This is a genomic window from Kitasatospora sp. GAS204B, assembly GCF_029892155.1.
Lineage (GTDB): Bacteria > Actinomycetota > Actinomycetes > Streptomycetales > Streptomycetaceae > Kitasatospora.
Window position 1 is genome coordinate 124,948 of the sequence record NZ_JARZAG010000015.1, and the last position, 24,985, is coordinate 149,932.

Below are 24,985 nucleotides of genomic sequence, written 5' to 3' on the forward strand. Positions count from 1 at the left end.
GCAGTTCTCTCCTGACTTTCAGACAGCCGGCAGCCCGACCAGCGGACGCGTGCGAACCCATCCGACCCGGCCCGGCTCTGGGCAGCGCCGCGACGATCCGCTACGGTCGCTACCGAGCCCCTGGAGATCACCGCCGGTCTCCGCACGGGCCACGGAGCGTGGTCGGCAGCGGGGCCGGAGAGGGCCGGTTGGATGCTGCGCGAGCTGAGCACCCCACCGCTGGCACAGCCCGCGGCCGGCGGGCTCGCCGACTCGGTCTACGAGACGGCCGAACTCACCCCCGCACTCGTGCAGTTGTCCCGTTGGGCGGGCGGCTCCGAGCGCTGGGTGCCGGTCACCGCGGCCGCCTTCCGGGACCAGGTGCTGGGCTTGGCCAAGGGTCTGCTGGCCCGCGGCGTGCGGTTCGGCGACCGGGTCGCGCTGATGTCCAGGACCCGTTACGAGTGGACGCTCTTCGACTACGCGCTCTGGTCGATCGGCGCGATCCCGGTACCGGTCTACCCGACCGCCGCCCCCGAGCAGGTGCGCTGGATCCTGGCCGAGACGGACGCGGTGGCCTGCGTGGTGGAGAACGAGGACCACGCGATGACCGTCGGAGCGGTCTGCGACGCGCTGCCCCAACTGACCGGGATCTGGCAGCTCGACCAGGGCTGCGTGCGCACGCTGACCGCCGAGGGCGCCGCGGTGCCGGAGAGCCTGGTGCACCGTCAGCGCGCCGCGGTCACCGCCGAGTCGATCGCCACCGTGATCTACACCTCCGGCACCACCGGACGCCCCAAGGGCTGCCTGATCAGCCACGCCAACTTCACCGCCGAGGCGGACAACCTGCTGGCGTGCTGGGGGCCGGTCTTCAGCGACCGGGCCGATGAGCAGGCGGCCACCCTGCTCTTCCTGCCGCTGGCCCATGTCTACGCCCGGGTGGTGCAGGTGGCCGCGCTGCGCGGCGGGATCCGGCTCGGGCACCAGTCCGAACTCGGCGCCGAGGTGCTGCTGCCCGCGCTGGCCTCGTACCAGCCGACCTTCCTGCTCACCGTCCCCTATGTCTTCGAGAAGCTCTACGACTCCGCGCGGCGCAAGGCCGAGAGCGAAGGACGCGGCGAGCTGTTCGGCCAGGCGGAGGAGACCGCGCTGCGCTGGGCCCGGGCCGCCGAGCGGAAGGGCCTGGGCCACGGGGGCGGCCCGGGGCCCGCGTTGCGGATGCGCCACCTCGCCTTCGACCGGCTGGTCTACCAGAAGATCCGGGGCGCGCTGGGCGGGCGGGTGCGCAGCGTGATGTGCGGCGGCTCGACGCTCCGCCGCGAGCTGGGCCTCTTCTTCGCGGGCGCCGGGATGACCGTGTACGAGGGCTACGGGCTGACCGAGACCACCGCGGCGATCACCGCCAACCCGCCCGGCTGCCCCAAGTTCGGCACGGTCGGCAAGCCGATCCCGGGCGCGCAGGTGGCGATCGCGGACGACGGCGAGGTCTGGGTGCGCGGCGGCGGCGTCTTCGGCGGCTACCTCAACCATCCGCTCTGCACCGCCGATGCGCTGCGCGAGGGCTGGCTGGCCACCGGCGACCTGGGTTCGCTGGACGACGACGGCTATCTGACCATCACCGGGCGCAAGAAGGACGTGATCGTCACCAGCAGCGGCAAGAACCTGGCGCCGGCGGCGTTGGAGGACCGGGTCCAGGCGCATCCGCTGGTGGCGCACTGCGTGGTGGTGGGTGACAACCGCCCGTACGTGGCGGCGCTGATCACCCTGGACCCGCGGGCGCTGGAGCACTGGCACCTGTCGCACCGGCGGGCACCGGCCGACGAGTTGACGGCGCTGGCCGACCCGGAGCTGCACGCGGAGATCCAGCGCGCGGTGGCGGGCGCCAACACCGCCGTCTCACGGGCCGAGTCGATCCGCGCGTTCCGGCTGCTGCCGGGCGGCTTCACCGTCGAGCAGGGGCTGCTGACGCCCTCGCTCAAGCTGCGCCTGCAGGTGATCGCCGAGTGGTACGCGGCCGACATCGAGGCGCTCTACACCCCCTGACGGGACGCCACCGGAGCTCGCGCGGCGCCGCCGCCCCAAGTCCGTCCTCGCCTCAAGTCCGTCTTAAGTCAGGGCCGAACCCTTGACCTCCCAGTTGGTCTAGTCCACTTTATTGGCAGGTCCGTACGACACCCCGCCCCCGCGCTCCCCCACACCGTGCGCGGGCCGGGTCCCCCACTGCCATTTCCTGGAGAGGTTCCGATGGAACGCGCCCAGCTACCCGCCGCTCCCGCCACCCCGACCGCCCCCTCGACCGACACAGCAGGGCGGCACCGCAGACGCCGCACCACCGCCGTCACCACCGGTCTGGCCACCCTGGGCCTGCTGGCGGGCACGCTCGCCGCGCTGGCCGGCGGCGGCTCCGCGCTCGCCTCCTCCGTCGCCCCGACCGCTGCCGGCGGCGCGCTGACCAGCAACTGGTACGCCTCCGCGCCGTATCTGATGCCGGAGGACAACAGCGCGCCGGACGCCGGCGCGGTGATGGACGCCAGCGGCCAGAAGGCCTTCCAGCTGGCCTTCATGCTCGACTCCGGCGGCTGCAACCCCGCCTGGGGCGGCACCTCCTCGATCGACACCGACACCACGATCCCGGCCGTGATCCAGCAGATCCGGGCCAAGGGCGGCGACGTCTCGGTCTCCTTCGGCGGCTACGGCGGCAACAAGCTCGGCCAGGGCTGCGGCACGCCGGAGGCCACCGCCGCCGCCGAGCAGAAGGTGATCACCAAGTACGGGCTGCACGCGATCGACTTCGACCTCGAGGAGCCGGAGTACGAGAACAGCGCGGCGATCCACAACGAGATCGGCGCGGCGAAGATCCTGCAGGCGAACAACCCCGGGATCTACATCTCGATCACCACGGCCGGCACCACCGCCGGCACCGGCTGGTTCGGCACCCAGATGCTGAACGAAGCCAAGTCGCAGGGCTTCACGCCGAACAACTACTCGATCATGCCGTTCGACGGCGGGTTCAACGGCGGCGCCGCCCAGGTCGCCGCACTGACCTCGTTCAACAGCATCCTGCAGACCACCTTCGGCTGGAGCGCGGCGACCGCCTACGCCCACGAAGGCGTCTCGATGATGAACGGGCGCACCGACGCGGCCGAGTACTTCAGCCAGGCGGACTTCCAGACCGTGTTGAACTTCGCGACCGCCAACGGGCTGGCCCGCTACACCTTCTGGTCGGTCAACCGGGACCGGCAGTGCACGCCGGTGGTCGACCCCGGGCTGTCCGGCTCCTGCTCCGGTGTGGTGCAGAACCCCTGGGACTTCACCAAGTACACCGTGCAGTTCGCCGGGGCCACCCCGCCCACCACGCCGCCGACCAGCGCGCCGCCCACCAGCGCGAGCCCGGGGATCTGCACCCTGCCGGCCTGGAGCGCGAGCAGCACGTACACCAACGGCGACAAGGTCTCGTACAACGGGCACGACTACCACGCCAAGTGGTGGACGCAGAACGAGGTCCCGACCGCCAGCGGGCAGTACGGGGTCTGGGCCGACGACGGTCCGTGCTGACGAGGGTCTGACCTCGGCTCATGAACGGCGACCGCCCGGGCGAGAGAGCACCCGGGCGGTCGCCGTTCTCATGGTTGCGCCGTTCTCATGGTTGCGCTGTTCTCACGGTTGCGCCGGTCCGAGGGCTGTCGGAGGGCTGCCGGTCAGGCGGCGTTCTCGAAGACCGGCAGGTAGCCGAGCGACTGGCCGTCGGCGGTGGGGTGGTAGCTCTCGTCGATGGGCAGCGTGGTGCTGTGCAGCCACTCGTCGTTGCTGCAGATCTCGTGGCCGCTGAAGGCGCTGCGGACGTCCGCGAAGGTGAAGCCGGCGTTGGCCGCCGCCTTGTTGATCACCGTGTCGAGGGTGTCGGCGGCACCGTTGATCGCGGTGCGCGAGGTGTCGCTGATGCCGAACCAGCAGCTCCCGGGGACCTCGTAGAGGTGCGGGTAGCCGAGCACCACGACGTGGGCGTTCGGCGCCTTGGCTCTGATCGCCGAGTACACCTGGCCGAGCTGGCCGGGCAGGGTGTTGTCGGCGTAGGACTCGTCGGTGGCGACCGAGCTCAGGCAGGCGCTGGTGCCTTGGAGCACGCAGGTCTCCATGGTGCTGGCGAATCCGGCGTCGTTGCCGCCGATGGTGATGCTGATCAGCGTGGTGCTGGAGTTCACCGCCGAGAGCTGGCTGTTCAGCACGTCACCGGTCTTCGCGCCGGAGCAGGCGACGAAGCTGAAACTGGCCGGGCTGTTGGCCGAGCTCCACAGCTCGGGGAAGGCGTTGTAGCTGCGGCTGCAGTTGCCGCTGGAGCTGTCGTAGTTTCCGGCGCCTACGCCGGCCGCGTAGGAATCACCGAGGGCGACGTAGTTGACCGACGCCGCGTTGGCGGGTGAGGCGAGAAAGAGGGTGGCCACGGCGAGCAGCAGAGCCATGACGCCGCCGGAGACAGCACGGATGGGACGCATTGCACCTCCATCGAAGCGGGAGCGTGACGCGGGTTACTCCGTGGTACCAGTGACGCCGAGTCTCGGGAAGTGCCCATGCCAAATATGTTGACGGGAATTCTCGTTCAGGGAGCTGAAGTTGGCCGCGATGTCGGTTCTGCGTCGAATTTCCGGAGCGAGGCTTGAGGCGGGCTCGAAATACGCCGGAAATACGCCGGCCGCCCGCCGCCCGTGTGCCGATCGTGTGGACGAGCCAGGAACCTTTACGCGCAGACCACTTCGAGTTCAAATCCTTGACGGTCCACCAGGTGCACGGTCTCGCCGGTGTCCACCCGCAGCGTCCAGCCGGCGGCGAGCGCGGCGCCCACGGCCGAGCGTGAGCCGTGCACCGCCAGATGGTTGAGCCCGGCGCGCAAGCGGTCGTGCCCGCCGGGGCGCAGCGCCGGTGACTGCTCCAGCACCAGGTAGGAGTCACCCAGTCGCCAACTGCGGCCGGCCTCCCAGCTCTGGAACGGCGCACAGCCGAGCGCGAGCATCACTGGTGCCCACTGCCCCTCGGCCGCCGCCAGGTCGTCGACCCAGAGTTCGACGTGATGGATGAGACCGCCGTTCGGCCCAGGCATGTGAACGTCCCCCCTCGAATGGCCATCAGATGGTCACCGACCCTAACCGACCGTGCGTGGCGACTCACCGGAAAACCGCACACCTCGCCGCACCTGTCGCCGGACCGATCGGCGCACCACGGCCACCACACGCACACCCCACGCACACCACGGCGCCCTGGCGTCGGCTGGTGGCGACGCGTCAGCCGGCTGCGGGAAAGACCTCACACCCCGTCACCGGCAGCTCCTCGATCACCTCGTTGGCGGACTCCGGCACGCCGAGCCGGCTCACCGCCACCTGCACCGCGGCGCGCGCCTGCCGCAACCCCGGGGCGCCCCAGCCGAGCAGTTCGACGGCCAGACCCGGGGCCACCAGCAGCCGCCGGTAGTGCCGCCCGGACGCCGGATCCGGCAGGCTCGGGCCCACCTCGCGCAGCGCGGCGGCCATCCGGACCCGGGCGCACTCATGGCCGCCGTTCGCCGAGCCGACCCGGTCGTACAGGTAGCCCAGGTAGTGCGCGGGACCGATCACCGCCTGCGCCTCCTCGGCCGCCTCCCGGGCCAGCGCCGCCCCCGGGTCGCCGGCATCCTCCGCCTCCAGCGAACCGCCGGGCAGGCTGACGATGCCGTCCTTGGGGTTGACCAGGGTCAACACCCGCCCGTCGGGCGCGAAGAGCCAGCCCCAGGACTGCTTGACCGGCAGCCACTCCGGCACCGCCTCACCCGGGCGCCATGGCCAGCCGGCGGCGGGGCGACGCCGGATGAGACCCAGCAGCTCGGCGATCTCCGCGCTGTACTCGATCCGCTGCATAGCTCCCCCTCCGGTGTCGGGCCCGTCGGGCCGGCTGGTCAGCTGCGGTGGTCGGCACTCCGGCGCGGGATCGGGGTTCGCGCGGGGTCCGACCTGTTGATCTTCCCCGAACAGGAGGGCGATGAACAGTCCTCACACCCGCTCGGGGCACGCCGGCGCGCCACCGGGAGCCGCTGCTCAGCTCACGCCCACGGCTCATTCCCGCTCCACGAAGCGCCCGGCAGCGGGAACCCGGGCCGCACCCGGATCGGCCCGCCCGCCGCCGGCCCCGCCGCCCGGTTCGGCAGCCGGGCCAGCGCCACCCGCACCCCGCCCGCGTCCAGCGGCAGCAGCCGCCCGGCGTCGAGCGCCCACCCGCGCACCGTCGGCCCCCGGGCCGGCGGGCGCTCGCTGCGGGCCAGCAGCTCGCCGCCGCCGCGCGCCGCCAGCCCGGCCGCCAGCGCGGTCTGGAAAGCCGCCACCAGCCGCGGCCCGGCCGCCCAGCACCCGCGCTCGACGCACGCCGCCAGCACCGCCGTCTCCCCCTCGCCCGGCACCAGGCTGAGCCGGTGGCACCCCTCCCCCAGCCCGGCGGCCAGCGCCCGGAGCAGCACACCGGCCCGTTCCAGGATCCGCGCCACCGACCCGGCCGCCCCGCCCAGCGCCTGCCGCAGCCGCTCCCGGGCCAGCGAGATCCGCACCCGGGCCAGGTGGTCCTCGACCAGCTCGGGCAGCAGCTCGGCCAGCGGCTCGCCGCGGTACACGAACGGCTCGCCGGCCAGCTCCGGATCGCCCGCGTACGCGACCCGGGCCGACGCCTCGCCCGGCACCAGGCCGCGCACCGCGCAGAAGTCCGCGTAGTCCGTCGGCTCCAGCACCCGCAGGTGCACCTCGACGCCCTCCGCCGTCATCGCCCGCAGCCGGCGCTCGGTCCGCCGCAGGTAGCGGCCGAACTCCCCACCGCGGAAACCCTCGCCGCCGAACTCCCCACCGGCGAACAGGCCGAGCCCGCGGAGCGCCCGGTAGTCCACCGGGTCGGCCACCACGGCGACGGCCACCGGCTGCGCGGCCCCGCCGCCGTGCCCGAACGGCCCCGGCAGGCCGAACAGCACACCCACCGCCGGCTCGCGAGGCACCGCCCGCACCGTCCTCGTCATGATCATCACGCCCTTCCGGGAGCCGCCCAGGTGATCCGGTCGATCGCCGTCGAACATACAGAGCGCCACTGACAGTCGACGCTCGGTCATCACTCCGGCTCGCCTGGGGCCCCTGGGGCGGTCGACCATCCGTGAGTTGGCCATCAGTGTCAGGGCTCCCCGCTAGGGTCGGGGCCATGCGACTGCTGCATACCTCCGACTGGCATCTGGGCCGCTCCTTCCACCGGGAGAGCCTGCACGACGCCCAACGCGCCTTCCTCGACCACTTGGTGGCCGTGGTCGAGGCGCACGACGTCGATGCCGTGCTGGTCGCCGGCGACGTCTACGACCGGGCGCTGCCGGGCCTGGAGGCGGTCGCGCTCTTCGACGAGGCGCTGCACCGGCTCGCCGACCTCGCCGTGCCGACGGTCTTCATCAGCGGCAACCACGACTCGGCCCGGCGCCTGGGTGTCGGCGCCGGGCTGATCGAGCGGGCCGGCATCCACCTGCGGACCGATCCCGACTCCTGCGCCACCCCGGTGCTGCTCGCCGACCGGCACGGCGAGGTCGCCGTCTACGGCCTGCCGTATCTGGAGCCGCTGCTGGTGCGCGAGCGGTTCGGCCTGCCGCGCGGCGGGCACGCGGCCGTGCTCGAAGCGGCGATGGACCAGGTCAGGGCTGATCTGGCGGTCCGCCCCACGGGCACCAGGGCGGTGGTGCTGGCGCACGCCTTCGTCACCGGCGGCGCGCCCAGCGACAGCGAGCGGGACATCGCGGTGGGCGGCGTGGCGAGCGTGCCCGCGAGCGTCTTCGACGGCGTGCACTACGCGGCGCTCGGCCACCTGCACGGCGCGCAGACCCTGGCCCCGCACCTGCGCTACAGCGGCTCCCCGCTCGCCTACTCCTTCTCCGAGGCCCGCCAGCGCAAGACCATGTGGCTGATCGACCTGGCCGCCGACGGCTCGGTGGCCGCCGAGCGGATCGACTGCCCGGTGCCGCGCCCGCTGGCCTGCCTGCGCGGCCCGCTGGAGCAGCTGCTCGGCGACCCCGAGCTGGCCGAGCACGAGCAGTCCTGGGTCCAGGTCACGCTGACCGACCCGGCCCGCCCGAGCGAGCCGATGGAGCGGCTGCGTCGCCGGTTCCCGCACACCCTGCAGCTGCTCTTCGAACCCGAGCGGGCACCCGACCAGAGCCCGGCCTCCTACGCCTCGCGGGTGCGCGGGCGCGCCGAACTGGAGGTGGCCGAGAGCTTCGTGCGCCATGTCCGCCCGGGCGTCGAGCTGGCACCGCGCGAGCGCGACTGGCTGCGCGACGGGTTCGAGCGGGTCCGCACCGACCAGGAGCAGCGGGCGGAGCTGCCCCGATGAGACTGCACCGGCTCTCCCTCACCGCCTTCGGCCCGTTCGCCGGCCGCCAGGAGGTGGATTTCGACGCGCTCGCGGCCGGCGGTCTCTTCCTGCTGCGGGGCGCCACCGGCGCGGGCAAGAGCAGCGTGCTCGACGCGGTCTGCTACGCCCTCTACGGCGAGTTGCCCGGCACCCGCCGGGCGAACCGGGTGCGCAGCGACCACGCCGACCCGCAATGCCTGACCGAGGTCACCCTGGAGCTGACGCTGGGCGGCCGCCGCCTGGAGATCACCCGGCTGCCCGAGCAGCCGCGCCCGAAGAAGCGCGGCAGCGGCTGGACGATCGAGAAGGCGCAGACCCTGCTGCGCGAGTGGGCTGCGGACGGCGACCGGGGCGAGCCGGGCTGGCGGGCGGCCAGCAAGTCGCACCAGGAGACCGGCGAGGAGATCCTGCGGCTGATCGGGATGAGTCGGGAGCAGTTCTGCCAGGTGGTGCTGCTGCCGCAGGGCGATTTCGCCCGCTTCCTGAAGGCCGACGCGACCCAGCGCGCCGAGCTGCTCGGCAAGCTCTTCGACACCGAGCGCTACCGCCGGCTGGAGGCCTGGCTCGGCGAGCGGCGCCGTGACCACGAGACGGCGGTCCAGGCCGACCGGCGCCGGCTGCGCGAGCTGGTCAGCCGGATCGAGCAGGCGGCGGGTCCGGCGGCCCGCCCCGCCGCGGCGTTCCTGCCCGCCGAAGGCGAGGTGGGCACCGACGACGGCGCGCTCACCCAGGCGGCGCTCGGCTGGGCCGCCCTGCTGCGCACCGACGCCACCGAGTGGGCCCAGGTCAGCGCCTCGGCACTGACCTGGGCCGAGGCGCGCCAGCTGGCCGCCGAGCGCGAGTTGACGGTCCAACAGGAGCTGGCCGGCCGTCAGCAGCGTCACGCCGAGGCGCTGCGCCAGGCCACCGAGCTGGCCGCGACCCGGGAGCAGGAGGAGTCCGAGCAGCGCCGGCTGACGCTGGCCCAGGCCGCACTCGCGGTCGAGTCCGCACTGCGGGGGCGCCGCGCGGCGGCCATCGCCGACGAGGGGGCCCGGGCGGGCGAGGAGCGGAGCCGGCAGCGGCTCGCGGCGCTCTGGGATCCGGCGCAGGCCGTCGCCGCCCCCGTCGAGTTGCTGGCCAAGGTCGAGGGTGAGGTACGGGCCGCGATCGGCCGGCTGGAGTCCGCGGCCGCCGACGAGCGGCGCGGCACCGCGCTGGCGGCGGACCAGCGGCGCGAGGCCGCCGAGCTGCGCCAGGCCGAGGAACTGGCCCAGGAGGCCGAGCGCTGGCTGGCCGAGCAGCAACTGGCCGCCGAGAGCCGGGCGCTGCGCGAGGAGACGGCGCGCGCCGCCGCCGCCCGGGCCGAGCAGCTGAGCGGCCGGCGCGAGGAGGCCGAGCACTGCCTGGCCGCCGCCCACCGGCGCGACGAGCTGCGGGCGGCCGGCGAGCGCGCCGAGCGCTCCCTGCTGAGCCTGCAGCGGGTCGCGCTCACCGCCCGCGAACACACCCTGGACCTGCGGCAACGCCGGCTGGACGGGATGGCCGCCGAGCTGGCCGACCGGCTGCGCGCGGGCGAGGCCTGCCCGGTCTGCGGCGCGAGCGAGCACCCGGCGCCGGCCGCCCCCACCGCCGCACCGGTCCGCGCGGCCGACGAGCGGGCCGCGGTCGAGGCCCAGCAGCGCGCCGAGCACGAGGCCGCGGCGGCCGAGGAGGAGCTGACCGGGCTCCGGGTCGCGGCGGCCGCGGCCGAGGCGACCGCCGGCGAGGAGCTGGTCGCCGCGATCGGCGCACGCCTGGACGAGCTGACCCTCGCGCACCGCGCCGCGCTGCGCGGCGCCGAGGAGCTGACCGCGCTGCTGCAGGAGCGCGAGCGGCTGGAGCGCCAGCAGCAGCACTACAGCACCCAACTGCACGAGAACCGCGAGCGGGTGGCCGCCCGGACCGCCCGGCTGGAGAGGCTGGCCACCGAACGGACCGAGCTGGCCGAGCGGGTCGCCGAGGCGCGCGGCGACGCCCCGTCGGTGGCGGCCCGCGCCGAGCGGCTGGGCCGGCTCGCGGACGCCCTCGCCGGCACCGCCCAGGCAGCCAGGGCCGCCGAGCAGGCGGCGGCCCAGCTGCGCGAGGCCGAGCGGGAGTTGGCGCTGACCGCGCGCAACGCCGGCTTCGCGAGCCCGGATCAGGCAGCGGCGGCCGGGCTGCCCGCCGAACAGCTGGCGGCACTGCGCCACCGGCTGGCCGAGCGCGCCGCCCATCGCCGCGCCGTCCAGGACGAGTTGGCCCGCCCCGAGGCAGCGGCCGCCGCCGCGTTGCCGCCGGCCGACCCGCCGGGTGCGCAGCAGGCGCTGCGCCAGGCCGTCGCCGCGCTGCGCGGTGCGGCCGCCACCGAGCACGAGGCCCGTGAACGGCGCACCGCCCTGGCTGGGCTCGGGCAGCAGCTCGGCGGGCTGGCCACCGAGTTGGGCCCACGGCTGGCGACCTTCGGCGAGATCAGCCGGCTGGCCCAACTGGCCGGCGGTACCAGCGGCGACAACCGCCTGAAGATGCGCCTGGAGTCCTACGTGCTGGCCGCCCGGCTGGAGCAGGTCGCGGCCGCGGCCAGTGCCCGCCTGGTCCGGATGTCCGGCGGCCGCTACACCCTGGTGCACAGCGACGAGCGGGGCCCGGGCAGCCGCCGCTCGGGCCTGTCCCTGCTGGTGGTCGACGCCTGGACCGGCACGGAACGGGACACCGCCACGCTCTCCGGCGGCGAGAGCTTCTTCGCCTCCCTGGCCCTGGCCCTGGGCCTGGCCGACGTGGTGACGGACGAGGCGGGGGGCATGCCGCTGGACACCCTCTGCATCGACGAGGGCTTCGGCACCCTGGACGAGCAGGCCCTGGAGGAGGTGATGGACGTGCTGGACGGGCTGCGCGAGCGTGACCGCGCGGTCGGGATCGTCAGCCACGTCGCCGACCTGCGCCAGCGGATCCCGACCCAGCTGCTGGTCCGCAAGTCCCGCCACGGCTCGACCCTGCAGCTCACCGGGCCGGACGCGGCCTGACGCGACTCCCCGACCGGCCGGAGGTGCCCGCCTCGGACGGCGCGGATGACGCGAACGCCTCGGACGGCGCGGACGGCGCCCGCCGACTGCTGCTCGCCGTCAGCCCGAGCAGGCCCCGCGCTGCGCCTGCTGCCAGGCGCAGCGGGCGCACAGGGTGCTGCCCGGCGTACCCGCCGGGAACTCGGTGGGCTCGCCGCACAGGACGCAGTCCGCGCGGGGGCCGGCGGCCGGGTCGGCGGCGGCGAGGGCGATCAGGGTGGCGTCGGCCGCAGCCGGGGCAGCGCAGTAGGAGGTGTCGGTGCTCTCGCCGGCGTCGGTCATGCCACCCATCATCCCAGGAACGAGAGCCGCACCGTCCGGCGCGGGTTGTCGCGGTTGGTGTCGATCAGCACCACCGACTGCCAGATGCCGAGGGCCATCCGGCCGTCGATCACCGGCAACGTGGCGTGCGGGGCGACCAGGCCGGGCAGCACGTGGTCGCGACCGTGGCCGGGACTGCCGTGGCGGTGGCGCCAGCGGTCGTCGGCGGGCAACAGGTCGCGCAGCACGGCGAGCAGGTCGTCATCGCTGCCGGCGCCGGTCTCCAGCACCGCCACGCCGGCGGTGGCATGCGGGACGAACACGTTGAGCAGGCCGTCCCGGCCGGGCGCGACCTCAGCCAGGAAGTCCGCGCAGCGGTCGGTGATGTCCAGGGCGACCTCGCGGTCGCCGGTGGTGATCTCGAAGGTCCGGGTCTGGAAGGTGTCGGCCATGGCGCCATCCTCCGTCGCGGGCCGGGCCGGCGACAAGCGTGGTCGCCGACGGCGGGACAGGGATTCAACTCCCGTCGACGGCGCCCGGCGACCTGGCACCGGCCGGGTGACCTACCCCCGGCTGCCGAAGAGACTGCGCTTGAGTCGCCGCAGCGGGGCCAGCAGCAGCACCCGAGTGGTGCGGCGCGGCGCGGCATGCGGGCTCACGCCACGAGGCGTCAGCTCTCTTATCAGGCCGAGCGCCTCCGCGGTGTCGACCACGGGGACGGCAGGCGCGCCGAGTACGGACAGGTGGCGCTCGATGCGCCGCCCGGTCGTGCCCACGCCGCACTGAATGGCCGGCACGCGGGGCCTGTTCCGCACTTGCATCTGTTCCATGATTTTCCCACCCCTACGAGGCGCCAGGGCCGTGAGGCGAAGACTATCCGTGAGAGACGGTCCTCACGCAACCGTCCTGGTGTTCAGTCACCGTATCGCGTGATGACAACTCACGTGGCATCAGGGACCCCTGGCTCGGTCACGACTGAGCATCGATAAGCGTCCGCGATCCGGGCAAACCACCCGATCCCGGTCGGCATTCGCCACGTCCACGTCACTTCCGCAGCGCCGACGAGGTTTCTGACGGGCCGTCGAACCCGTGCCCTGACGTGACGTCAGACCGACAGACCGTCAGATCGGCCGGACCGGCCGGACCGGCCGGACCAGCGAGCCTTCGGAACCGCCCACCCGAGCCCACCCGAGCCCACCCGAGCCGCGCCGGGACGCGCCGGGACGCGCCGGGCCGCACCCTGCCGCCCGGCGCGTCTCCAGGCCGGTCAGCTTTCGGAAACTGAATGCTCACGGGGGATTGACGCGCCCGTTATGTCCAAGCAGTATCTGTTCTGAGCCAGCACGAGTGGGCGGGATCACAGTATTCTCACTCAAGGTTTCGACTGGTGAACATAGAGCTTCCACCACTTTCCTGGGTCCACTGTCCGGCCGCCCCGATGTCGCGGCGGCCCGGCTTCAGGCGGTGGAGGATCGGCGGCCGGCCGCTGAGGGTCGGCCAGGCCGCCAACGGCCGCCGGTGTCGCCGCTTTCGGCGCGGCACCGGCGCCCGTCGTGTCCGGCGTCGTGCCGTGACATGCCGGAAGCATTTCACCGCCGTGCCGGCGCGTTCCACGGCCTCGATAGAGTGACGGACGTGCCTCCCCTCCTCAGCATCGTCGTCCCCGTCCATGGCGTGGAGCAGTTCCTGCCGCGCTGCCTGGACTCGATCCTGGCCGGCCAGCGGAGCGAGGACTTCGAGGTGATCGCGGTCGACGACCGCTCCCCCGACGGCTGCGGCGCGATCCTGGACGACTACGCCGCCCGCGACCCGCGCCTGCGGGTGCTGCATCTCACCGAGAACCAGGGCCTGGGCGGCGCCCGGATCGCCGCGCTGCCCGAGGCGCGCGGCAGCTACCTCTGGTGCGTGGACAGCGACGACTGGCTTCCCGAGGGTGCTCTGGACGCCGTCCTCACCGAACTGCGCGCCGAGCGACCCGGCGAGCTGGACGTCCTGCTGACCGGCTTCAGCCACGTCTACCCGGACGACAGCACCGAGCCCAACCCCTGGCGCCACCTGCTGGCCGGCTCGCCGCTGGAGCGCCCCGAGGGCGCCACCCTGCGCGAGCACCCGGCGCTGCTGCGCACGGTGCTCTCGGTCTGGAACAAGATCTTCTACCGCGAGTACCTGGACGGCCTGGACGTCTCCTTCGGCCGCGGCTTCTACGAGGACATCTCGGTCACCTACCCGGCCCTGCTGGCCGCCCGCCGCCTGCGCTACCTCGACCGCGACTGCTACAACTACCGCCGCGGCCGCCCCGGTGCGATCACCGCCACCGCCTCCGCCAAGCACGCCGACGCGTTCGCCCAGTACGAGGCGATCTTCGCCTTCCTGGACCGCCGCCCCGACCTCGCCGACCTGCGCGGCCTGGTCTTCGATCGGACCGTCCGGCAGGCGCTCACCATCTACGACACGCCCGGCCTGGTCCCCGCCGAGCTGCGCCGGGACTTCTTCCACCGGATCGCCGCGCACTTCGCCGCCCACCGCCCGCCCGGCTACCGCTACCCGGGCGGCGTGCAGGGCGTGCGGTACCGGCTCGCGGCCCGCGACGCACGCCTGGGCTACGACGAACTGCGCCGGGCGGGGCGGCTACCGCGCACCCTGAAGGCGAGCCTGCGCGGAAGCCGCGGCTGAGAGCGGCCGAGCGTTTCAGGCCTCCCCCAACCCCGCCTCCTCCAGGTCCAGCGCGTGCTGCAGGGCCGCCCGGGTGGCCTCGGTGATCCGCCGGTCGGCGTACAGGCGGTGCAGCTCGCCGCTCTCCAGCGCGATCAGGTCGCGCCGCAGCCGGCGGTAGTCGAGCACGGTGGCCTCGTCCTCGGGCGGCTCCTCGTCCGAGAGCCGCATCCGGGCGTGGTCGAGGCGAGCCTCCAGGTCGCGTCGCATCCGCTCGGCCACCACCTCCTGGACCGCCTCGGCGTCCACCATCGACTCCAACCGCTCCAGCGCGACCCGCAGCACCGCCTTGGCGGCCCGCGCCTCCTCCCGCGCGGTGGCCTCCGGCTCCAGCGCGATGCCGGAGGCCCGCACCACCGGGGCCAGTGTGAAGCCCTGGACGATCAGGGTGCAGGCGACCACGGCGGTGGTGAGCACCAGGACCAGCTCGCGATAGGGCAGCGGGGCGCCGTCCGGACCCAGCAGCGGGATGGTCAGCGCCGCCGCCAGCGGCATCACGCCGCGGGTGCCGGCCCAGGTCATCACCGCCGGCACCCGCCAGTTGACCGGGGGACCGCCGGCCGCGGCCCGGCGTCGTTGCAGGAACCAGGCCATCGGGAAGACCCAGATCAGCCGGATCAGCAGCACCGCCACGGCGATCAGCAGCGCCTGCCAGAACCAGCCGCCCTCGGCCGCGGTGAGGTCGTGCAGCAGCCCGGGCAGCTCCAGGCCGATGATCGCGAAGACCACGCTCTCCAGCATGAAGACCACCGTGCGGTAGACCGCGTGCACCTGGAGCCGGATCCGGGCGTTGGTCAGCCGGTGCCCCTGGGCGCCCAGCGCCACGCCGACGACCACCACGGCGGTGACTCCCGAGGTGTGCAGGTCCTCGGCCACCACGTACGCGGCGTACGGGGTGACCAGGGCGATCACGGTCTCCAGCACCGGGTCCTCGGTGCGGGCCCGGATCGCCGCGATTACGCCCGCCAGCAGGCCGCCGACCGCCGCGCCGCCACCGGCCAGCAGCAGGAACTCGCCGCCGGCGGCGGGCAGCGACAGGGCCCCGGCCGTGGTCGCCAGGCCGACCGCGACCTTGAAGAGCACCAGGCTGGTGGCGTCGTTGAAGAGGCTCTCGGACTGCACCAGGGTCTGCACCCGGGCGGGCAACGAGAGCTTGCGCCCGAGCGCGGTGACCGCGACCGGGTCGGTGGAGGCCAGCACGGCGCCCAGCACGAAGGCCATCGAGGACGGCAGCGGGGTGAGCCAGGCGGCTATCGCGCCGACCGTGAAGGCGCCGGCCAGCACCAGGCCGAGGGCGAGCAGGGTGACGGGCCGCCAGACCGCCTTCAGCTCACGCCAGGAGATCTCCTCGGCGGAGGCGTAGAGCAGCGGCGGCAGCACCACCACGCTGATCACCTCGGGCGGCACCTGGAATCGCGGCATGAACGGCAGCAGGCCCGCCAGTACCCCGGCCACCACCAGCAGCGAGGGCGCCGGGATGCTCCAGTGCCGGGCCCCGGTGGCGACCGCCGTGGCCAGCACCACGAGCAACAGGACCGTCGTGACTCCGCTCACCCTGCCGCGTCCTCCTGCCTAGCTGATGGTATGAAAGGTCATTCTAGAAAACGTGTCAGTCGGCGCCGGGACGGTCCAGGACCGGGTGCCCGGGGAGGGTCCGCATGATCAAGATCGTCACCAAGCTCGTACTCAAGCCGCTCGCCAAGGCCGTCTACCGGCCGACCGTCGAGGGCCTGGAGAACGTGCCGCGCAAGGGTGGGGTGATCCTGGCCAGCAACCACCTGTCGTTCATCGACAGCGTGGTGATCCCGCTCACGGCACCACGTCCGATCAGCTTCCTGGCCAAGGCGGAATATTTCACCGGGACCGGCTTCAAGGGCCGGATGTCCCGGGCTTTCTTCAAGGCGATCGACGCCGTCCCGGTGCAGCGCGGCGAGATCCACCTCGCCCAGGCCGCGTTGAACGCCGCGCTGGAGATCCTGGAGGAGAAGAACGCCTTCGGGATCTACCCCGAGGGCACCCGCTCGCTGGACGGGCGGCTCTACCGGGGCAAGACGGGCGTCGCCTGGCTGGCGCTGACCGCGGGCGTCCCGGTGGTGCCGGTGGCGCTGGCGGGCACCGAGGAGATCCTGCCGGTGGGCAGGCGCCGGCCCCGGCTGCGCAAGGTGACGGTGCGCTTCGGTGAGCCGCTGGACTTCTCCGAGCTGCACGGCCAGGCCCGCTCGGCCAAGGTCCGCCGCCAGGTGACCGACCAGGTGATGGCCGCGATCCACGAGCTGTCCGGGCAGGAACTCGCCGAGGTCTACAACGAGTCGCCCAAGGCCGCCTGAGCCGAGGCGCCCACGGCGACCGGCTCGCCGCCCGCCGCCCCGACCGCCGCCGCCCCGACCCCCGCCGGCTCGCCCTCCCCCGGTGCCTCCCGGCGCAGCAGCGCCGCGTAGCGGCCGCCGCGGTCGAGCAGCTCCTGGTGAGTACCCAGCTCCACCACCCGGCCGGCGTCCAGCACCGCGATCTGGTCGGCCTGCCGGACCGTGGAGAGCCGGTGCGCGATGGTGATCGTCGTGCGCCCCACCGCCAGCGCGTCGATCGCCTGCTGGACCGCCCGCTCGGTCTGGTTGTCCAGCGCGCTGGTGGCCTCGTCCAGGATCAGCACCGGCGGATTGCGCAGGATGGTCCGGGCGATCGCCAGCCGCTGCTTCTCGCCGCCGGAGAAGCGGTAGCCGCGCTCGCCGACCAGGGTGTCGTAGCCGTCCGGCAGACCGGCGATGTGGTCGTGGATCTGCGCCGCCCGCGCGGCCTCGACCAGCTCCTCGTCGGTGGCGTCGGGCTTGGCGAAGCGCAGGTTCTCGGCGACCGAGGCGTGGAACAGGTAGGTCTCCTGGGAGACCACGCCGACCGCCGAGGAGAGCGTCTCGAAGGCCAGCTCGCGCACGTCCACGCCGTCGATGGCGACCCGGCCGCCGGTCACGTCGTACAGGCGCGGCACCAGGTAGCTGAGCGAGGTCTTGCCGGAGCCGGTCTCGCCGACCAGGGCCAGCGAGCTGCCCGCCGGCACGGTCAGGTCGATGTCGGCCAGCGTGCCGGCCGGGCGCTCGGGGTCGTAGCCGAAGTCCACGTGGTCGAACCGGACCTCGCCGTGCACGGCGGGCAGGCGCACCGCGTCGGCGGGCTCGGCGATCTCCACCGGCAGGTCCAGGTACTCGAAGATCCGCTGGAAGAGCGCCAGCGAGGTCTGCACGTCCACGCCGGTGGAGAGCAGCTGGACGGAGGGGCGGAAGAGCGCCTGCTGGAGCGTGACGAAGGCGACCAGGGTGCCGATCGAGACGATCGGCGCGCCACCGCTCGCGGCCAGGCCGGCCGCCCAGTAGATGACGGCGGGCATCGCGGCCATCACGATCTGGATCACGTTCATCCGCCAGCGCCCGGCCATGCTGGCGCGGACCTCCAGCTCGGCCAGCTCGTCGCTCTGCTCGGTGAACTCGCGGGAGAGCGAGCCGGAGCGGCCCATGGTGCGGCCGAGCAGGATCCCGCTGACCGACAGCGACTCCTGGACGGCCGAGGAGAGCCGGGCCAGCTGCCGCTGCCGCTCGGTGGTGATCTTGCGGCGCTCGTTGCCGACCCGGCGGCTGATCCAGACGAAGAGCGGGAGCAGCAGCAGCGAGACCACGGTCAGCCGCCAGTCCAGCGCGGCCATCGCGACCACGGTGGCGACCACGCTGGTCAGGTTGGAGACCAGCGAGGTGGCGGTGGAGGTGACGGTGGACTGCATGCCGCCGATGTCGTTGGCGATCCGGGACTGCACCTCGCCGGTGCGGGTCCGGGTGAAGAAGGCCAGCGACATCCGCTGCAGGTGGGTGTAGACGCCGGTGCGCAGGTCGTGCATGACCCGCTGGCCGACGGTGGTGGAGATCAGCGTCTGCAGCACGTTGAAGACGCTGTTGACCACGGCGGCCGCGATCATGCCGAGCGCGAGCAGGCTGAGCAGGCCGGTGCGGCCCTGCGGTATCGCCACGTCGAGTACGGCGCGCAGCAGGAACGGGGTGGTCACCGAGACCACGGCGGAGGCGCCGACCAGCAGCCCGACCACCGCCAGTCGCCCTCGATAGGGACGGAACAGCGCCAGGATCCGGCGCATCTGCGCGGGTGGGCGCGGCTCGTCCGGTTCGCGGGCGGGCGGTGTCCAGTTGATGGTGTCGGGCCTCATGAAACCTCCGAGGGGACGGCGATATGAAGAGGATAGCTCATTGTTAGCTGACCTAATAATGAGCTACGCCCACTCGTTATTCCGAGCCTCCCCACTTCGGTCTACAGAACACTGTCAGTCCGCCCGATATGTCCGGGCCGCCTTCGAGGAGAGGCCGCCGAGCCCGCCCGCCGGCAGCAGCCGGGCGATCGCCACCACCAGCTTGTACCGCCTGCTCGGCACCGACAGGCTGCGGCCCCGGGCCAGGTCGCGCAGCGCCTCGTCCACCACGCGCTCGGCCGAGAGCCAGCCCCAGGCCGGGATGTTCCTGGTGCCCATGCCGGCCCGCTGGTGGAACTCGGTACGGGTGAAGCCGGGGCAGAGCGCCAGCAGCCGCACCCCGCTGCCGGCCAGGTCGCGTGCCGCGCCCAGGGTGAAGTTGACCATCCAGGCCTTGCTCGCCCCGTAGGTCCCGCGCGGCACGAAGGCCGCGACGGAGGCCACGTTGACCACGCCGCCGAAGCCGCGCTCGCGCATCCCGGGCACCGCCGCCGTGGTCAGCCGCAGCACCGCCTCGATGTGCACCTTGACCATGTCCAGCTCCTGCTCCAGCGGGACGCTCAGGTAGGCGCCCTTGTTGCCGAAGCCGGCGTTGTTGACCAGGATCCCGATCGGTCGCTCGCCGTCCCACAGCCGCTCCTCGACCGCGCCGATCCCCGCCTCGGTGGCGAGGTCGGCGGTGAGCACCTCGGTCCGCACGCCGAAGCGGTCGGCCAGCGCCGCGGCGGCCGCGGTCAGCCGCTCGGTGTCGCGGGCGACCAGCACCAGGTCATGGCCGTCACCGGCCAGGCGGCGGGCGAAGGCGGCGCCGATACCGGCGGTCGCGCCGGTGATGAGAGCAGTTGTCATGGCGCGACGCTAGCGGGTCGCGCCGACCCGCGTCACTGACGGGTCGTCAGGCCTTCGCGGCCGCCGCCCGGGCCCGCAGCTGGCGCATCCGGCGCCGGTACAGGCGGTGGAAGCGCTGCAGCGCGACGAACTCGTCCATCCGGTTCGCCAACGTCAGCTGGTACTTGACCCGCAGCGGGGTGCGCAGGTCGCGGATCCGCTCGACGCCGATCGCCTCCAGCAGCCGGCTGACGTGCTGCTGGTAGAGCGCGCGGTACGCCTTGTCGCCGTCCGGCACCCACCAGAAGAACATCGGGATCTCCTCGACCAGGCAGTTGTGGTCGTAGGAGCGCAGGTGCTCGGCGAACTTCGGCTCGGGGCGGGCCAGCAGCCACTCGCGGACCAGCTCCATCGAGCGGACCCGGTCGACCAGGCCCCTGGGGTTGGTGCGCCCCTGGGTGATCGACGGGTCGTCCAGCTCGCGCTCGCGCCAGTGGTAGATGTGCTCGGCGAGCACGTCCACGGCGCCGGCCAGGTAGTGCAGCGGCACGCTGACCGGGGCGTCCTCGTACAGGATGCCCTCGGGGTACAGGATCCCGGCGCCGTCGAAGAAGTCGCGCCGGTAGACCTTGTTCCACGCGGTGCGGTCGGTGACCAGCGACGGCAGCTCGGTGACGTGGGTCTTCAGCCGGGTCTGCCGGAACGGCTTGACGTGGGCGCCGGACTGGTAGGAGCCGGTGGAGCGGAAGCGCAGCACGTTGCCGGCCGCGAAGTCCGAGCCGGTCTTGTCCAGCGTGCCGATCATCAGCTGGTAGGCGCCGGGCGGCAGGGTGTCGTCGCTGTCCACGAAGGCCAGGTACTCGGTGCCCTCGGTCAGGTGCCGCCAGCCGGTGTTGCGGGCCGCCCCCAGGCCCTTGTTCTCCTGCTGGACCAGCCGGAACCGCGCGTCCTTGGCGGCGTACACCTTCGCGATGGCGGCGCTGGTGTCGGTCGAGCCGTCGTCGACCATGACGCACTCGAAGTCCTCGAAGGTCTGCGTGGCGATCGAGTCGAGGCACTCCTCGAGGTAGCGCTCGACGTTGTAGATCGGGACGACGACGGAGAGGCGAGGGGCCATCGGCTGCGCGGGCCTTTCGACGATCAGGGGGCGCGATCGGACGATCGAGGGCGTGCGATCGGCCGGTGGCCGGTCACCGGAGAGCGACCGGCCGACGGTGGGACGACGGCCGATCCTACCGCTCGGCCCGACTGCCCCGGGACGCCTCGTCGGCGGCCCCGCCCGCACCCACCGGGCGCAGCCGGGCGGCGGCGGTGGCGGCCAGCCGGGGGGCCATCCGGGCCACCTCGCGGGAGCCGACGGCGGCGACCAGCGGCGGCAGGATCCAGCGCACCGGCTGCATGCCGCGCAGCCAGGCCTGGGCATAGACGTGCGCGGAGCGGCGGGCGATCCCGGCCACCAGCCGGTCCACCGCGGGCCCGATCGGGTAGGTCCGGTTGGCCGGCCAGGGCAGCTTGGCGCGCATCTCGCGCATCACGTCGTCCTGGTCGGCGCCGCGCACCATGTCGGTGTCGGTCCAACTGAGGTAACCGACCCCGACCTTGACGCCCTGGTACGCCACCTCGGCGCGCAGCGCGTGCGCGAAGGCCTCGACGCCCGCCTTGCTCGCGCAGTAGGCGCTCATCAGCGGCGCGGGGGTCATCGCGGCCAGTGAGGCGATCTGCAGCAGGTAGCCGCGGGTCTCGGTGAGCGCGGGCAGGAAGGCGCGGGCGGTGGTGACGCTGCCGAGCAGGTTGACCTCGATCACCCGGCTGTAGGCGGCCGGGTCGCTGTCCAGCAGCGGTCCGCCGATCGCGATGCCGGCGTTGGCCACCACGGTGTCGATCCGGCCGTAGCGCTCCTTGATCTGCTGGGCCACGGCGCTCAGCGCGACCAGGTCGGTGACGTCGGCCTCCCAGCTGCTGGCCTCGGGGCCGCACTGCTCGGCGGCGGCCTTGAGCTCGGCGGGCTCCAGGCCGACCAGGGCCACCCGGGCCCCGCGGTCGGCCAGCCGGCGGGCCATCAGGGCACCGAGGCCGCGGGCGGCGCCGGTGACCACGACGACCTGGGCGTTCAGCGGCGGAACAGTCATGCGACGTCGATCCTCTCGCGGGTCACGTCAGTGGTCCGGTCAGTGGTCAGGTACGTGGTGACGAGGCGGCGGATCTCGGCGCCGACCTCGTCGGGGCGCTCGACGGGGGCCATGTGCCCGACGCCGGGCAGTTCGGTCAGGCCGTCGGACCGGCGCAGCGCGGCGCGCATGGCGTGGGCGTGCACCGGCGGGGTGAGCTTGTCGTGGCTGCCGACCACGATCGCGGTGGGCGCCTCGATCATGGTCAGGCCGGGCCGGACGTCCAGTTCGCCGAGCACCCGCGCCCAGTGGGCGCGCACCGGGGTGGGGCAGGTGTGCACGATGGCGGCGCAGGCGGCGACCCGCTCGGCGGGGGTGGCGGGCCCCATCGTGCCGTACTTGAGCAGCGCCTTGGAGAGGCCGGTGACCGGGCCGAGCGGCAGCCGGGACTGCAGGACCTGACGGTGCAGCAGGCGCCGCACGGCCGGTGCGCGCACCGCCGGCGGGACCAGGAGCAGCAGGTCGGTCAGGTCGTTCGGGCCGGTGCTGCAGAGCAGCACCGCCGCCGTCCGGGCGGCCACCGCACCGCGGCCGCCGGCCGCCATGATGGTCATCCCGCCCATGCTGTGACCGGCCAGCACGGCCCGCTCCCCCTCGGGCAGCACCCGGGTGACCACCGCCTCCAGGTCCTCGGCCAGGGCCTGGGTGGAGTAGCCGTCCCGGGTGGCGGGTATGTCGCTGCGGCCGTGGCCGCGCTGGTCGTAGGCGATCACCCGGTGGTCGGTGGCCAGCCGGTTGACCACCGGGGCCCAGAACGCGGTGTTGCAGGTCCAGCCGTGGGAGAGGACGACGGTCGGGGCACCGGCGGGGCCGAAGGCCTCGACGTTCAGCCAGCTGCCGTCGGCGGAGCGGACCCGCAGGCGCTCGGCGGGCTCGGGCAGCACGAGATCGGAGTGGTTCACGCGTGGACCTCCACGGGGGCGGCGGGCACCTGACGCTTGATCAGGTCGTACTCGGCCAGGTCGATCCGGCGGGTGGCGCGGCGGAAGGCGCCGGTGGAGCCGGGCCACAGGGTGGTGTTCTTGCCGTCCTCGGTCAGGTACCAGCTGCGGCAGCCGCCGGTGGTCCAGACGGTGCGGGACATCTTGTGCTGCAGGCGCTGGTTCCAGTGCCGCTGGGCCCGTTCGGTGGGCTGCAGGGCGGTGGCGCCCACCGAGCGCAGCGTGCTGAGCGCGTCGATCAGGTAGTTCAGCTGGGACTCGATCATCAGGATCATCGAGCTGTTGCCGAGCCCGGTGTTCGGACCGATCACGAAGAAGAGGTTGGGGAAGCCGCGCACGGTGGAGCCGCGCAGCGCCTCCATTCCCTCCTTCCACTCCTCGGCCAGGCTCTGCCCCTGGTCGCCGAAGACCTTGGCGCCGATCGGCATGTCGGTGACGTGGAAGCCGGTGCCGAAGATGATCACATCGGCCTGGTGCTCGCTGCCGTCGGCCGCCACCAGGGTCGAGCCGCGCACCTCGCGCAGCCCGGACGCCACCACCTCGCTGTTGGGCGCGGCCAGCGCCGGGTAGTAGGTCTGGCTGAGCAGGATCCGCTTGCAGCCGATCCGGTAGTCGGGGGTGAGCTTGGCCCGCAGCCGCGGGTCGCGGACCTGCTGGGCCAGGTGCCGCTCGGCCAGCTTCTGCACCAGCTTGAGCGCGCCCGGGCGGCGCACGAAGGCGTCCACCTGCAGCTCGCGGGTCGCGAAGAGGGCCGCCCGGCGCAGCGCGGTGGTGGCCGGCAGGGCCCGGTGCACCCGCTTCTCCAGCGCGCTGATCTCCCGGTCGATCTTCGGCAGCACCCAGCCGGGAGTGCGCTGGAAGAGCGTCAGCTTGCCGACCCTGGGCTGGATCGCGGGCACGATCTGGACCGCGGAGGCGCCGGTGCCGACCACCGCGACCCGCTTGCCGGTCAGGTCGAGGTCGTGGTCCCACTGCGAGGAGTGGAAGACCTGGCCGGGGAACTCGGCCAGCCCCGGCACCTCGGGGACGGACGGGTCGGAGAGCGGCCCGGTGGCGGAGACCAGCGCGTCGGCGGTCCACTCGCCGCCCGTGGTGGTGACCCGCCAGCGGGTCCGCTCGGCCTCCCAACGGGCCTCGGTGACCTCGTGGTTCAGCCGCAGGTGCGGGCGCAGGCCGAAGGTGTCGGTGACCCGCTCCAGGTACGCGCGGATCTCCCCCTGTCCCGAGAAGCTGCGCGGCCAGTCGGGGTTGAGCGCGAAGGAGAAGGAGTAGAGGTGCGAGGGGACGTCGCAGGCGCAGCCCGGGTAGCTGTTGTCGCGCCAGGTGCCGCCGACCGCGTCGGCCCGCTCCAGGATCACGAAGTCGGTGATGCCGGCCCGGCGCAGCCGCACGCCGGCGCCGATTCCGCCGAAGCCGGAGCCGATCACGGCGACACTGACGTGCGGGGTGGCGTCGGGTGACTGCGGGCTGGTGCGTTGCTCGGAGCTGCTGGCTGCCATGCGGCGGGTCCTCTCTGGGGGGCGCCTAAGCGTACGAGGAGGCCAATCGCGCCAGTGATTACTGGCACGATTGGCAGGGTAGCTGTTGACAGCGCGTCTAGGAAGACGTCCGACCGAGCCGATTTCCCGCCCCTGGCGCCCTATGCTGACGACGTGGCGGAGATCGAGAGCGAAGCGGCCGGTCCGCGCGAGTACCGGGTGGCGGAGCTCGCGGCGGCCGCCGGCATCACCACCCGCACCCTGCGCTTCTACCGCGAGCGCAAGCTGCTGCCGCCACCGCGCAAGGAGGGCCGGATCGCCTGGTACGGCGAGGCGCACCTGGCCCGGCTGCGGGTGATCGCCGAACTCCTGGAGCGCGGTCACACGTTGGGCGGCATCGCCGAGCTGATCGGCGCCGGCGAGCGCGGCCGGGACGTGGCCGAGCTGATCGGCCTGGAGGCCGCGATCATCTCCCCCTGGTCGGACGAGACCCCCGTCTCGCTGAGCTGGGACGAGCTGCGCGACGCCTTCGGCGATCAGCTCACCGAGGCCAACACCGCCGAGTCGCTGGCCCAGGGGTACATCACGGTCACCGACGACGGCATCACCCATGTCAGCCGGCGGCTGATGGACGCCACCGTCGCGCTGATCGAGGAGGACATCCCGCTGGCCGCCGTGCTGGACGCCAGCCGCAAGGCGCAGGAGTACGCGGACGCGATGGCCGAGGTCTTCGTCGGCCTGATCCGCGACCAGCTGCTCGCCGCGCTGGCCGCCGACCAGCCGCTGCCGCCGGGCGAGGCCGCCCACCTGACCGAGCAGGTCACCCGGATCCGCCCGCTGGCCCGCACGGTGGCGGACGCCCAGTTCGGCCTCGCGCTGGACCGCCGGGTGCACGCCGAGTACGACGGGCTGCTGCGCCGACGACGCTAGG

Annotated in this window: 21 protein-coding genes; 7 read left to right on the forward strand and 14 right to left on the reverse strand. The window is 73.4% G+C overall.

The annotated features are described in order from the left end of the window. Positions 1 to 192 precede the first annotated feature (192 nt). The gene (locus tag P3T41_RS21390) at positions 193 to 2,022 is read left to right on the forward strand and encodes a long-chain fatty acid--CoA ligase (protein WP_280691589.1); all 1,830 of its coding nucleotides are present in this window, start codon (positions 193 to 195) and stop codon (positions 2,020 to 2,022) included. Positions 2,023 to 2,223: 201 nt separating this feature from the next. Next, the gene (locus P3T41_RS21395; protein ID WP_280691590.1) at positions 2,224 to 3,534 is read left to right on the forward strand and encodes a carbohydrate-binding protein; all 1,311 of its coding nucleotides are present in this window, start codon (positions 2,224 to 2,226) and stop codon (positions 3,532 to 3,534) included. 143 nt (positions 3,535 to 3,677) lie between these two features. Here P3T41_RS21395 and P3T41_RS21400 read toward each other — a convergent pair whose 3' ends face one another. The 4 genes from P3T41_RS21400 to P3T41_RS21415 form a co-directional block, all read right to left on the reverse strand. Continuing rightward, complete coding sequence (locus P3T41_RS21400; RefSeq protein ID WP_280691649.1) at positions 3,678 to 4,439, reverse strand: SGNH/GDSL hydrolase family protein; 762 nt, start codon at positions 4,437 to 4,439, stop codon at positions 3,678 to 3,680. A 275-nt stretch (positions 4,440 to 4,714) separates the two neighbouring features. Next, positions 4,715 to 5,074 (reverse strand): glyoxalase, encoded by a 360-nt coding sequence (locus P3T41_RS21405; RefSeq protein ID WP_280691591.1) that lies wholly within the window; start codon positions 5,072 to 5,074, stop codon positions 4,715 to 4,717. A 181-nt stretch (positions 5,075 to 5,255) separates the two neighbouring features. Beyond that, the gene (locus tag P3T41_RS21410; RefSeq protein ID WP_280691592.1) at positions 5,256 to 5,864 is read right to left on the reverse strand and encodes a hypothetical protein; all 609 of its coding nucleotides are present in this window, start codon (positions 5,862 to 5,864) and stop codon (positions 5,256 to 5,258) included. A 182-nt stretch (positions 5,865 to 6,046) separates the two neighbouring features. Then, entirely contained in the window at positions 6,047 to 6,979 is a 933-nt protein-coding gene (locus tag P3T41_RS21415; protein ID WP_280691593.1) for a hypothetical protein, read from the reverse strand. Between the two features lie 197 nt (positions 6,980 to 7,176). On the opposite strand from P3T41_RS21415, the gene P3T41_RS21420 reads away from it, so the two are divergent. Beyond that, complete coding sequence (locus tag P3T41_RS21420; RefSeq protein ID WP_280691594.1) at positions 7,177 to 8,346, forward strand: exonuclease SbcCD subunit D; 1,170 nt, start codon at positions 7,177 to 7,179, stop codon at positions 8,344 to 8,346. Continuing rightward, positions 8,343 to 11,387 carry an SMC family ATPase gene (locus tag P3T41_RS21425; RefSeq protein ID WP_280691595.1) on the forward strand — a complete coding sequence of 1,015 codons (3,045 nt, stop codon included), beginning with the start codon at positions 8,343 to 8,345 and terminating at the stop codon, positions 11,385 to 11,387. The genes P3T41_RS21420 and P3T41_RS21425 overlap by 4 nt, the downstream gene beginning before the upstream one ends. Positions 11,388 to 11,486: 99 nt before the next feature. Here P3T41_RS21425 and P3T41_RS21430 read toward each other — a convergent pair whose 3' ends face one another. The 3 genes from P3T41_RS21430 to P3T41_RS21440 all read right to left on the reverse strand — a co-directional run bounded on the left by P3T41_RS21430 (position 11,487) and on the right by P3T41_RS21440 (position 12,517). After that, positions 11,487 to 11,708, reverse strand: coding sequence for a hypothetical protein (locus P3T41_RS21430; RefSeq protein ID WP_280691596.1), 222 nt, complete (start codon positions 11,706 to 11,708; stop codon positions 11,487 to 11,489). 8 nt (positions 11,709 to 11,716) lie between these two features. Further along, positions 11,717 to 12,139 (reverse strand): YjbQ family protein, encoded by a 423-nt coding sequence (locus P3T41_RS21435; RefSeq protein WP_280691597.1) that lies wholly within the window; start codon positions 12,137 to 12,139, stop codon positions 11,717 to 11,719. A 111-nt stretch (positions 12,140 to 12,250) separates the two neighbouring features. Continuing rightward, on the reverse strand, positions 12,251 to 12,517 hold the full coding sequence (locus P3T41_RS21440) for a hypothetical protein (protein ID WP_280691598.1): 267 nt from the start codon (positions 12,515 to 12,517) through the stop codon (positions 12,251 to 12,253). A gap of 805 nt (positions 12,518 to 13,322) precedes the next feature. Here P3T41_RS21440 and P3T41_RS21445 point away from each other — a divergent pair. Then, positions 13,323 to 14,360, forward strand: coding sequence for a glycosyltransferase family 2 protein (locus P3T41_RS21445; RefSeq protein WP_280691599.1), 1,038 nt, complete (start codon positions 13,323 to 13,325; stop codon positions 14,358 to 14,360). Between the two features lie 15 nt (positions 14,361 to 14,375). On the opposite strand, the gene P3T41_RS21450 is transcribed toward P3T41_RS21445, so the two are convergent. Then, positions 14,376 to 15,953 carry a Na+/H+ antiporter gene (locus tag P3T41_RS21450; RefSeq protein ID WP_280691600.1) on the reverse strand — a complete coding sequence of 526 codons (1,578 nt, stop codon included), beginning with the start codon at positions 15,951 to 15,953 and terminating at the stop codon, positions 14,376 to 14,378. 104 nt (positions 15,954 to 16,057) lie between these two features. On the opposite strand from P3T41_RS21450, the gene P3T41_RS21455 reads away from it, so the two are divergent. Beyond that, entirely contained in the window at positions 16,058 to 16,726 is a 669-nt protein-coding gene (locus P3T41_RS21455) for a lysophospholipid acyltransferase family protein (RefSeq protein ID WP_280691601.1), read from the forward strand. Here P3T41_RS21455 and P3T41_RS21460 read toward each other — a convergent pair. From P3T41_RS21460 to P3T41_RS21485, 6 genes are all read right to left on the reverse strand, one after another. Then, positions 16,699 to 18,600: an ABC transporter ATP-binding protein gene (locus P3T41_RS21460; protein ID WP_280691602.1), complete on the reverse strand. Its 1,902-nt coding sequence runs from the start codon at positions 18,598 to 18,600 to the stop codon at positions 16,699 to 16,701. The genes P3T41_RS21455 and P3T41_RS21460 overlap by 28 nt on opposite strands. A gap of 114 nt (positions 18,601 to 18,714) precedes the next feature. After that, entirely contained in the window at positions 18,715 to 19,488 is a 774-nt protein-coding gene (locus P3T41_RS21465; RefSeq protein ID WP_280691603.1) for an SDR family oxidoreductase, read from the reverse strand. Between the two features lie 46 nt (positions 19,489 to 19,534). Beyond that, entirely contained in the window at positions 19,535 to 20,584 is a 1,050-nt protein-coding gene (locus tag P3T41_RS21470) for a glycosyltransferase family 2 protein (protein ID WP_280691604.1), read from the reverse strand. A gap of 115 nt (positions 20,585 to 20,699) precedes the next feature. Further along, positions 20,700 to 21,596, reverse strand: a complete 897-nt coding sequence (locus P3T41_RS21475) for an SDR family oxidoreductase (RefSeq protein WP_280691605.1) — start codon at positions 21,594 to 21,596, stop codon at positions 20,700 to 20,702. Beyond that, entirely contained in the window at positions 21,593 to 22,537 is a 945-nt protein-coding gene (locus P3T41_RS21480; RefSeq protein WP_280691606.1) for an alpha/beta hydrolase, read from the reverse strand. The genes P3T41_RS21475 and P3T41_RS21480 overlap by 4 nt, the downstream gene beginning before the upstream one ends. Next, complete coding sequence (locus P3T41_RS21485) at positions 22,534 to 24,075, reverse strand: NAD(P)/FAD-dependent oxidoreductase (protein ID WP_280691607.1); 1,542 nt, start codon at positions 24,073 to 24,075, stop codon at positions 22,534 to 22,536. The genes P3T41_RS21480 and P3T41_RS21485 overlap by 4 nt, the downstream gene beginning before the upstream one ends. A 153-nt stretch (positions 24,076 to 24,228) precedes the next feature. Here P3T41_RS21485 and P3T41_RS21490 point away from each other — a divergent pair, with 153 nt between their 5' ends. Then, positions 24,229 to 24,984, forward strand: a complete 756-nt coding sequence (locus P3T41_RS21490) for a MerR family transcriptional regulator (RefSeq protein WP_280691608.1) — start codon at positions 24,229 to 24,231, stop codon at positions 24,982 to 24,984. The last annotated feature ends 1 nt before the right edge of the window (position 24,985 follow it).

Excerpts from the sequence above, each read along its gene's own strand:
- P3T41_RS21390 (WP_280691589.1), top strand. The coding sequence starts at position 193 with ATGCTGCGCGAGCTGAGCACCCCACCGCTGGCACAGCCCGCGGCCGGC.
- P3T41_RS21395 (WP_280691590.1), top strand. The coding sequence starts at position 2,224 with ATGGAACGCGCCCAGCTACCCGCCGCTCCCGCCACCCCGACCGCCCCC.
- P3T41_RS21400 (WP_280691649.1), bottom strand. The coding sequence starts at position 4,439 with ATGGCTCTGCTGCTCGCCGTGGCCACCCTCTTTCTCGCCTCACCCGCC.
- P3T41_RS21405 (WP_280691591.1), bottom strand. The coding sequence starts at position 5,074 with ATGCCTGGGCCGAACGGCGGTCTCATCCATCACGTCGAACTCTGGGTC.
- P3T41_RS21410 (WP_280691592.1), bottom strand. The coding sequence starts at position 5,864 with ATGCAGCGGATCGAGTACAGCGCGGAGATCGCCGAGCTGCTGGGTCTC.
- P3T41_RS21420 (WP_280691594.1), top strand. The coding sequence starts at position 7,177 with ATGCGACTGCTGCATACCTCCGACTGGCATCTGGGCCGCTCCTTCCAC.
- P3T41_RS21425 (WP_280691595.1), top strand. The coding sequence starts at position 8,343 with ATGAGACTGCACCGGCTCTCCCTCACCGCCTTCGGCCCGTTCGCCGGC.
- P3T41_RS21430 (WP_280691596.1), bottom strand. The coding sequence starts at position 11,708 with ATGACCGACGCCGGCGAGAGCACCGACACCTCCTACTGCGCTGCCCCG.
- P3T41_RS21435 (WP_280691597.1), bottom strand. The coding sequence starts at position 12,139 with ATGGCCGACACCTTCCAGACCCGGACCTTCGAGATCACCACCGGCGAC.
- P3T41_RS21440 (WP_280691598.1), bottom strand. The coding sequence starts at position 12,517 with ATGGAACAGATGCAAGTGCGGAACAGGCCCCGCGTGCCGGCCATTCAG.
- P3T41_RS21455 (WP_280691601.1), top strand. The coding sequence starts at position 16,058 with ATGATCAAGATCGTCACCAAGCTCGTACTCAAGCCGCTCGCCAAGGCC.
- P3T41_RS21460 (WP_280691602.1), bottom strand. The coding sequence starts at position 18,600 with ATGAGGCCCGACACCATCAACTGGACACCGCCCGCCCGCGAACCGGAC.
- P3T41_RS21465 (WP_280691603.1), bottom strand. The coding sequence starts at position 19,488 with ATGACAACTGCTCTCATCACCGGCGCGACCGCCGGTATCGGCGCCGCC.
- P3T41_RS21470 (WP_280691604.1), bottom strand. The coding sequence starts at position 20,584 with ATGGCCCCTCGCCTCTCCGTCGTCGTCCCGATCTACAACGTCGAGCGC.
- P3T41_RS21475 (WP_280691605.1), bottom strand. The coding sequence starts at position 21,596 with ATGACTGTTCCGCCGCTGAACGCCCAGGTCGTCGTGGTCACCGGCGCC.
- P3T41_RS21485 (WP_280691607.1), bottom strand. The coding sequence starts at position 24,075 with ATGGCAGCCAGCAGCTCCGAGCAACGCACCAGCCCGCAGTCACCCGAC.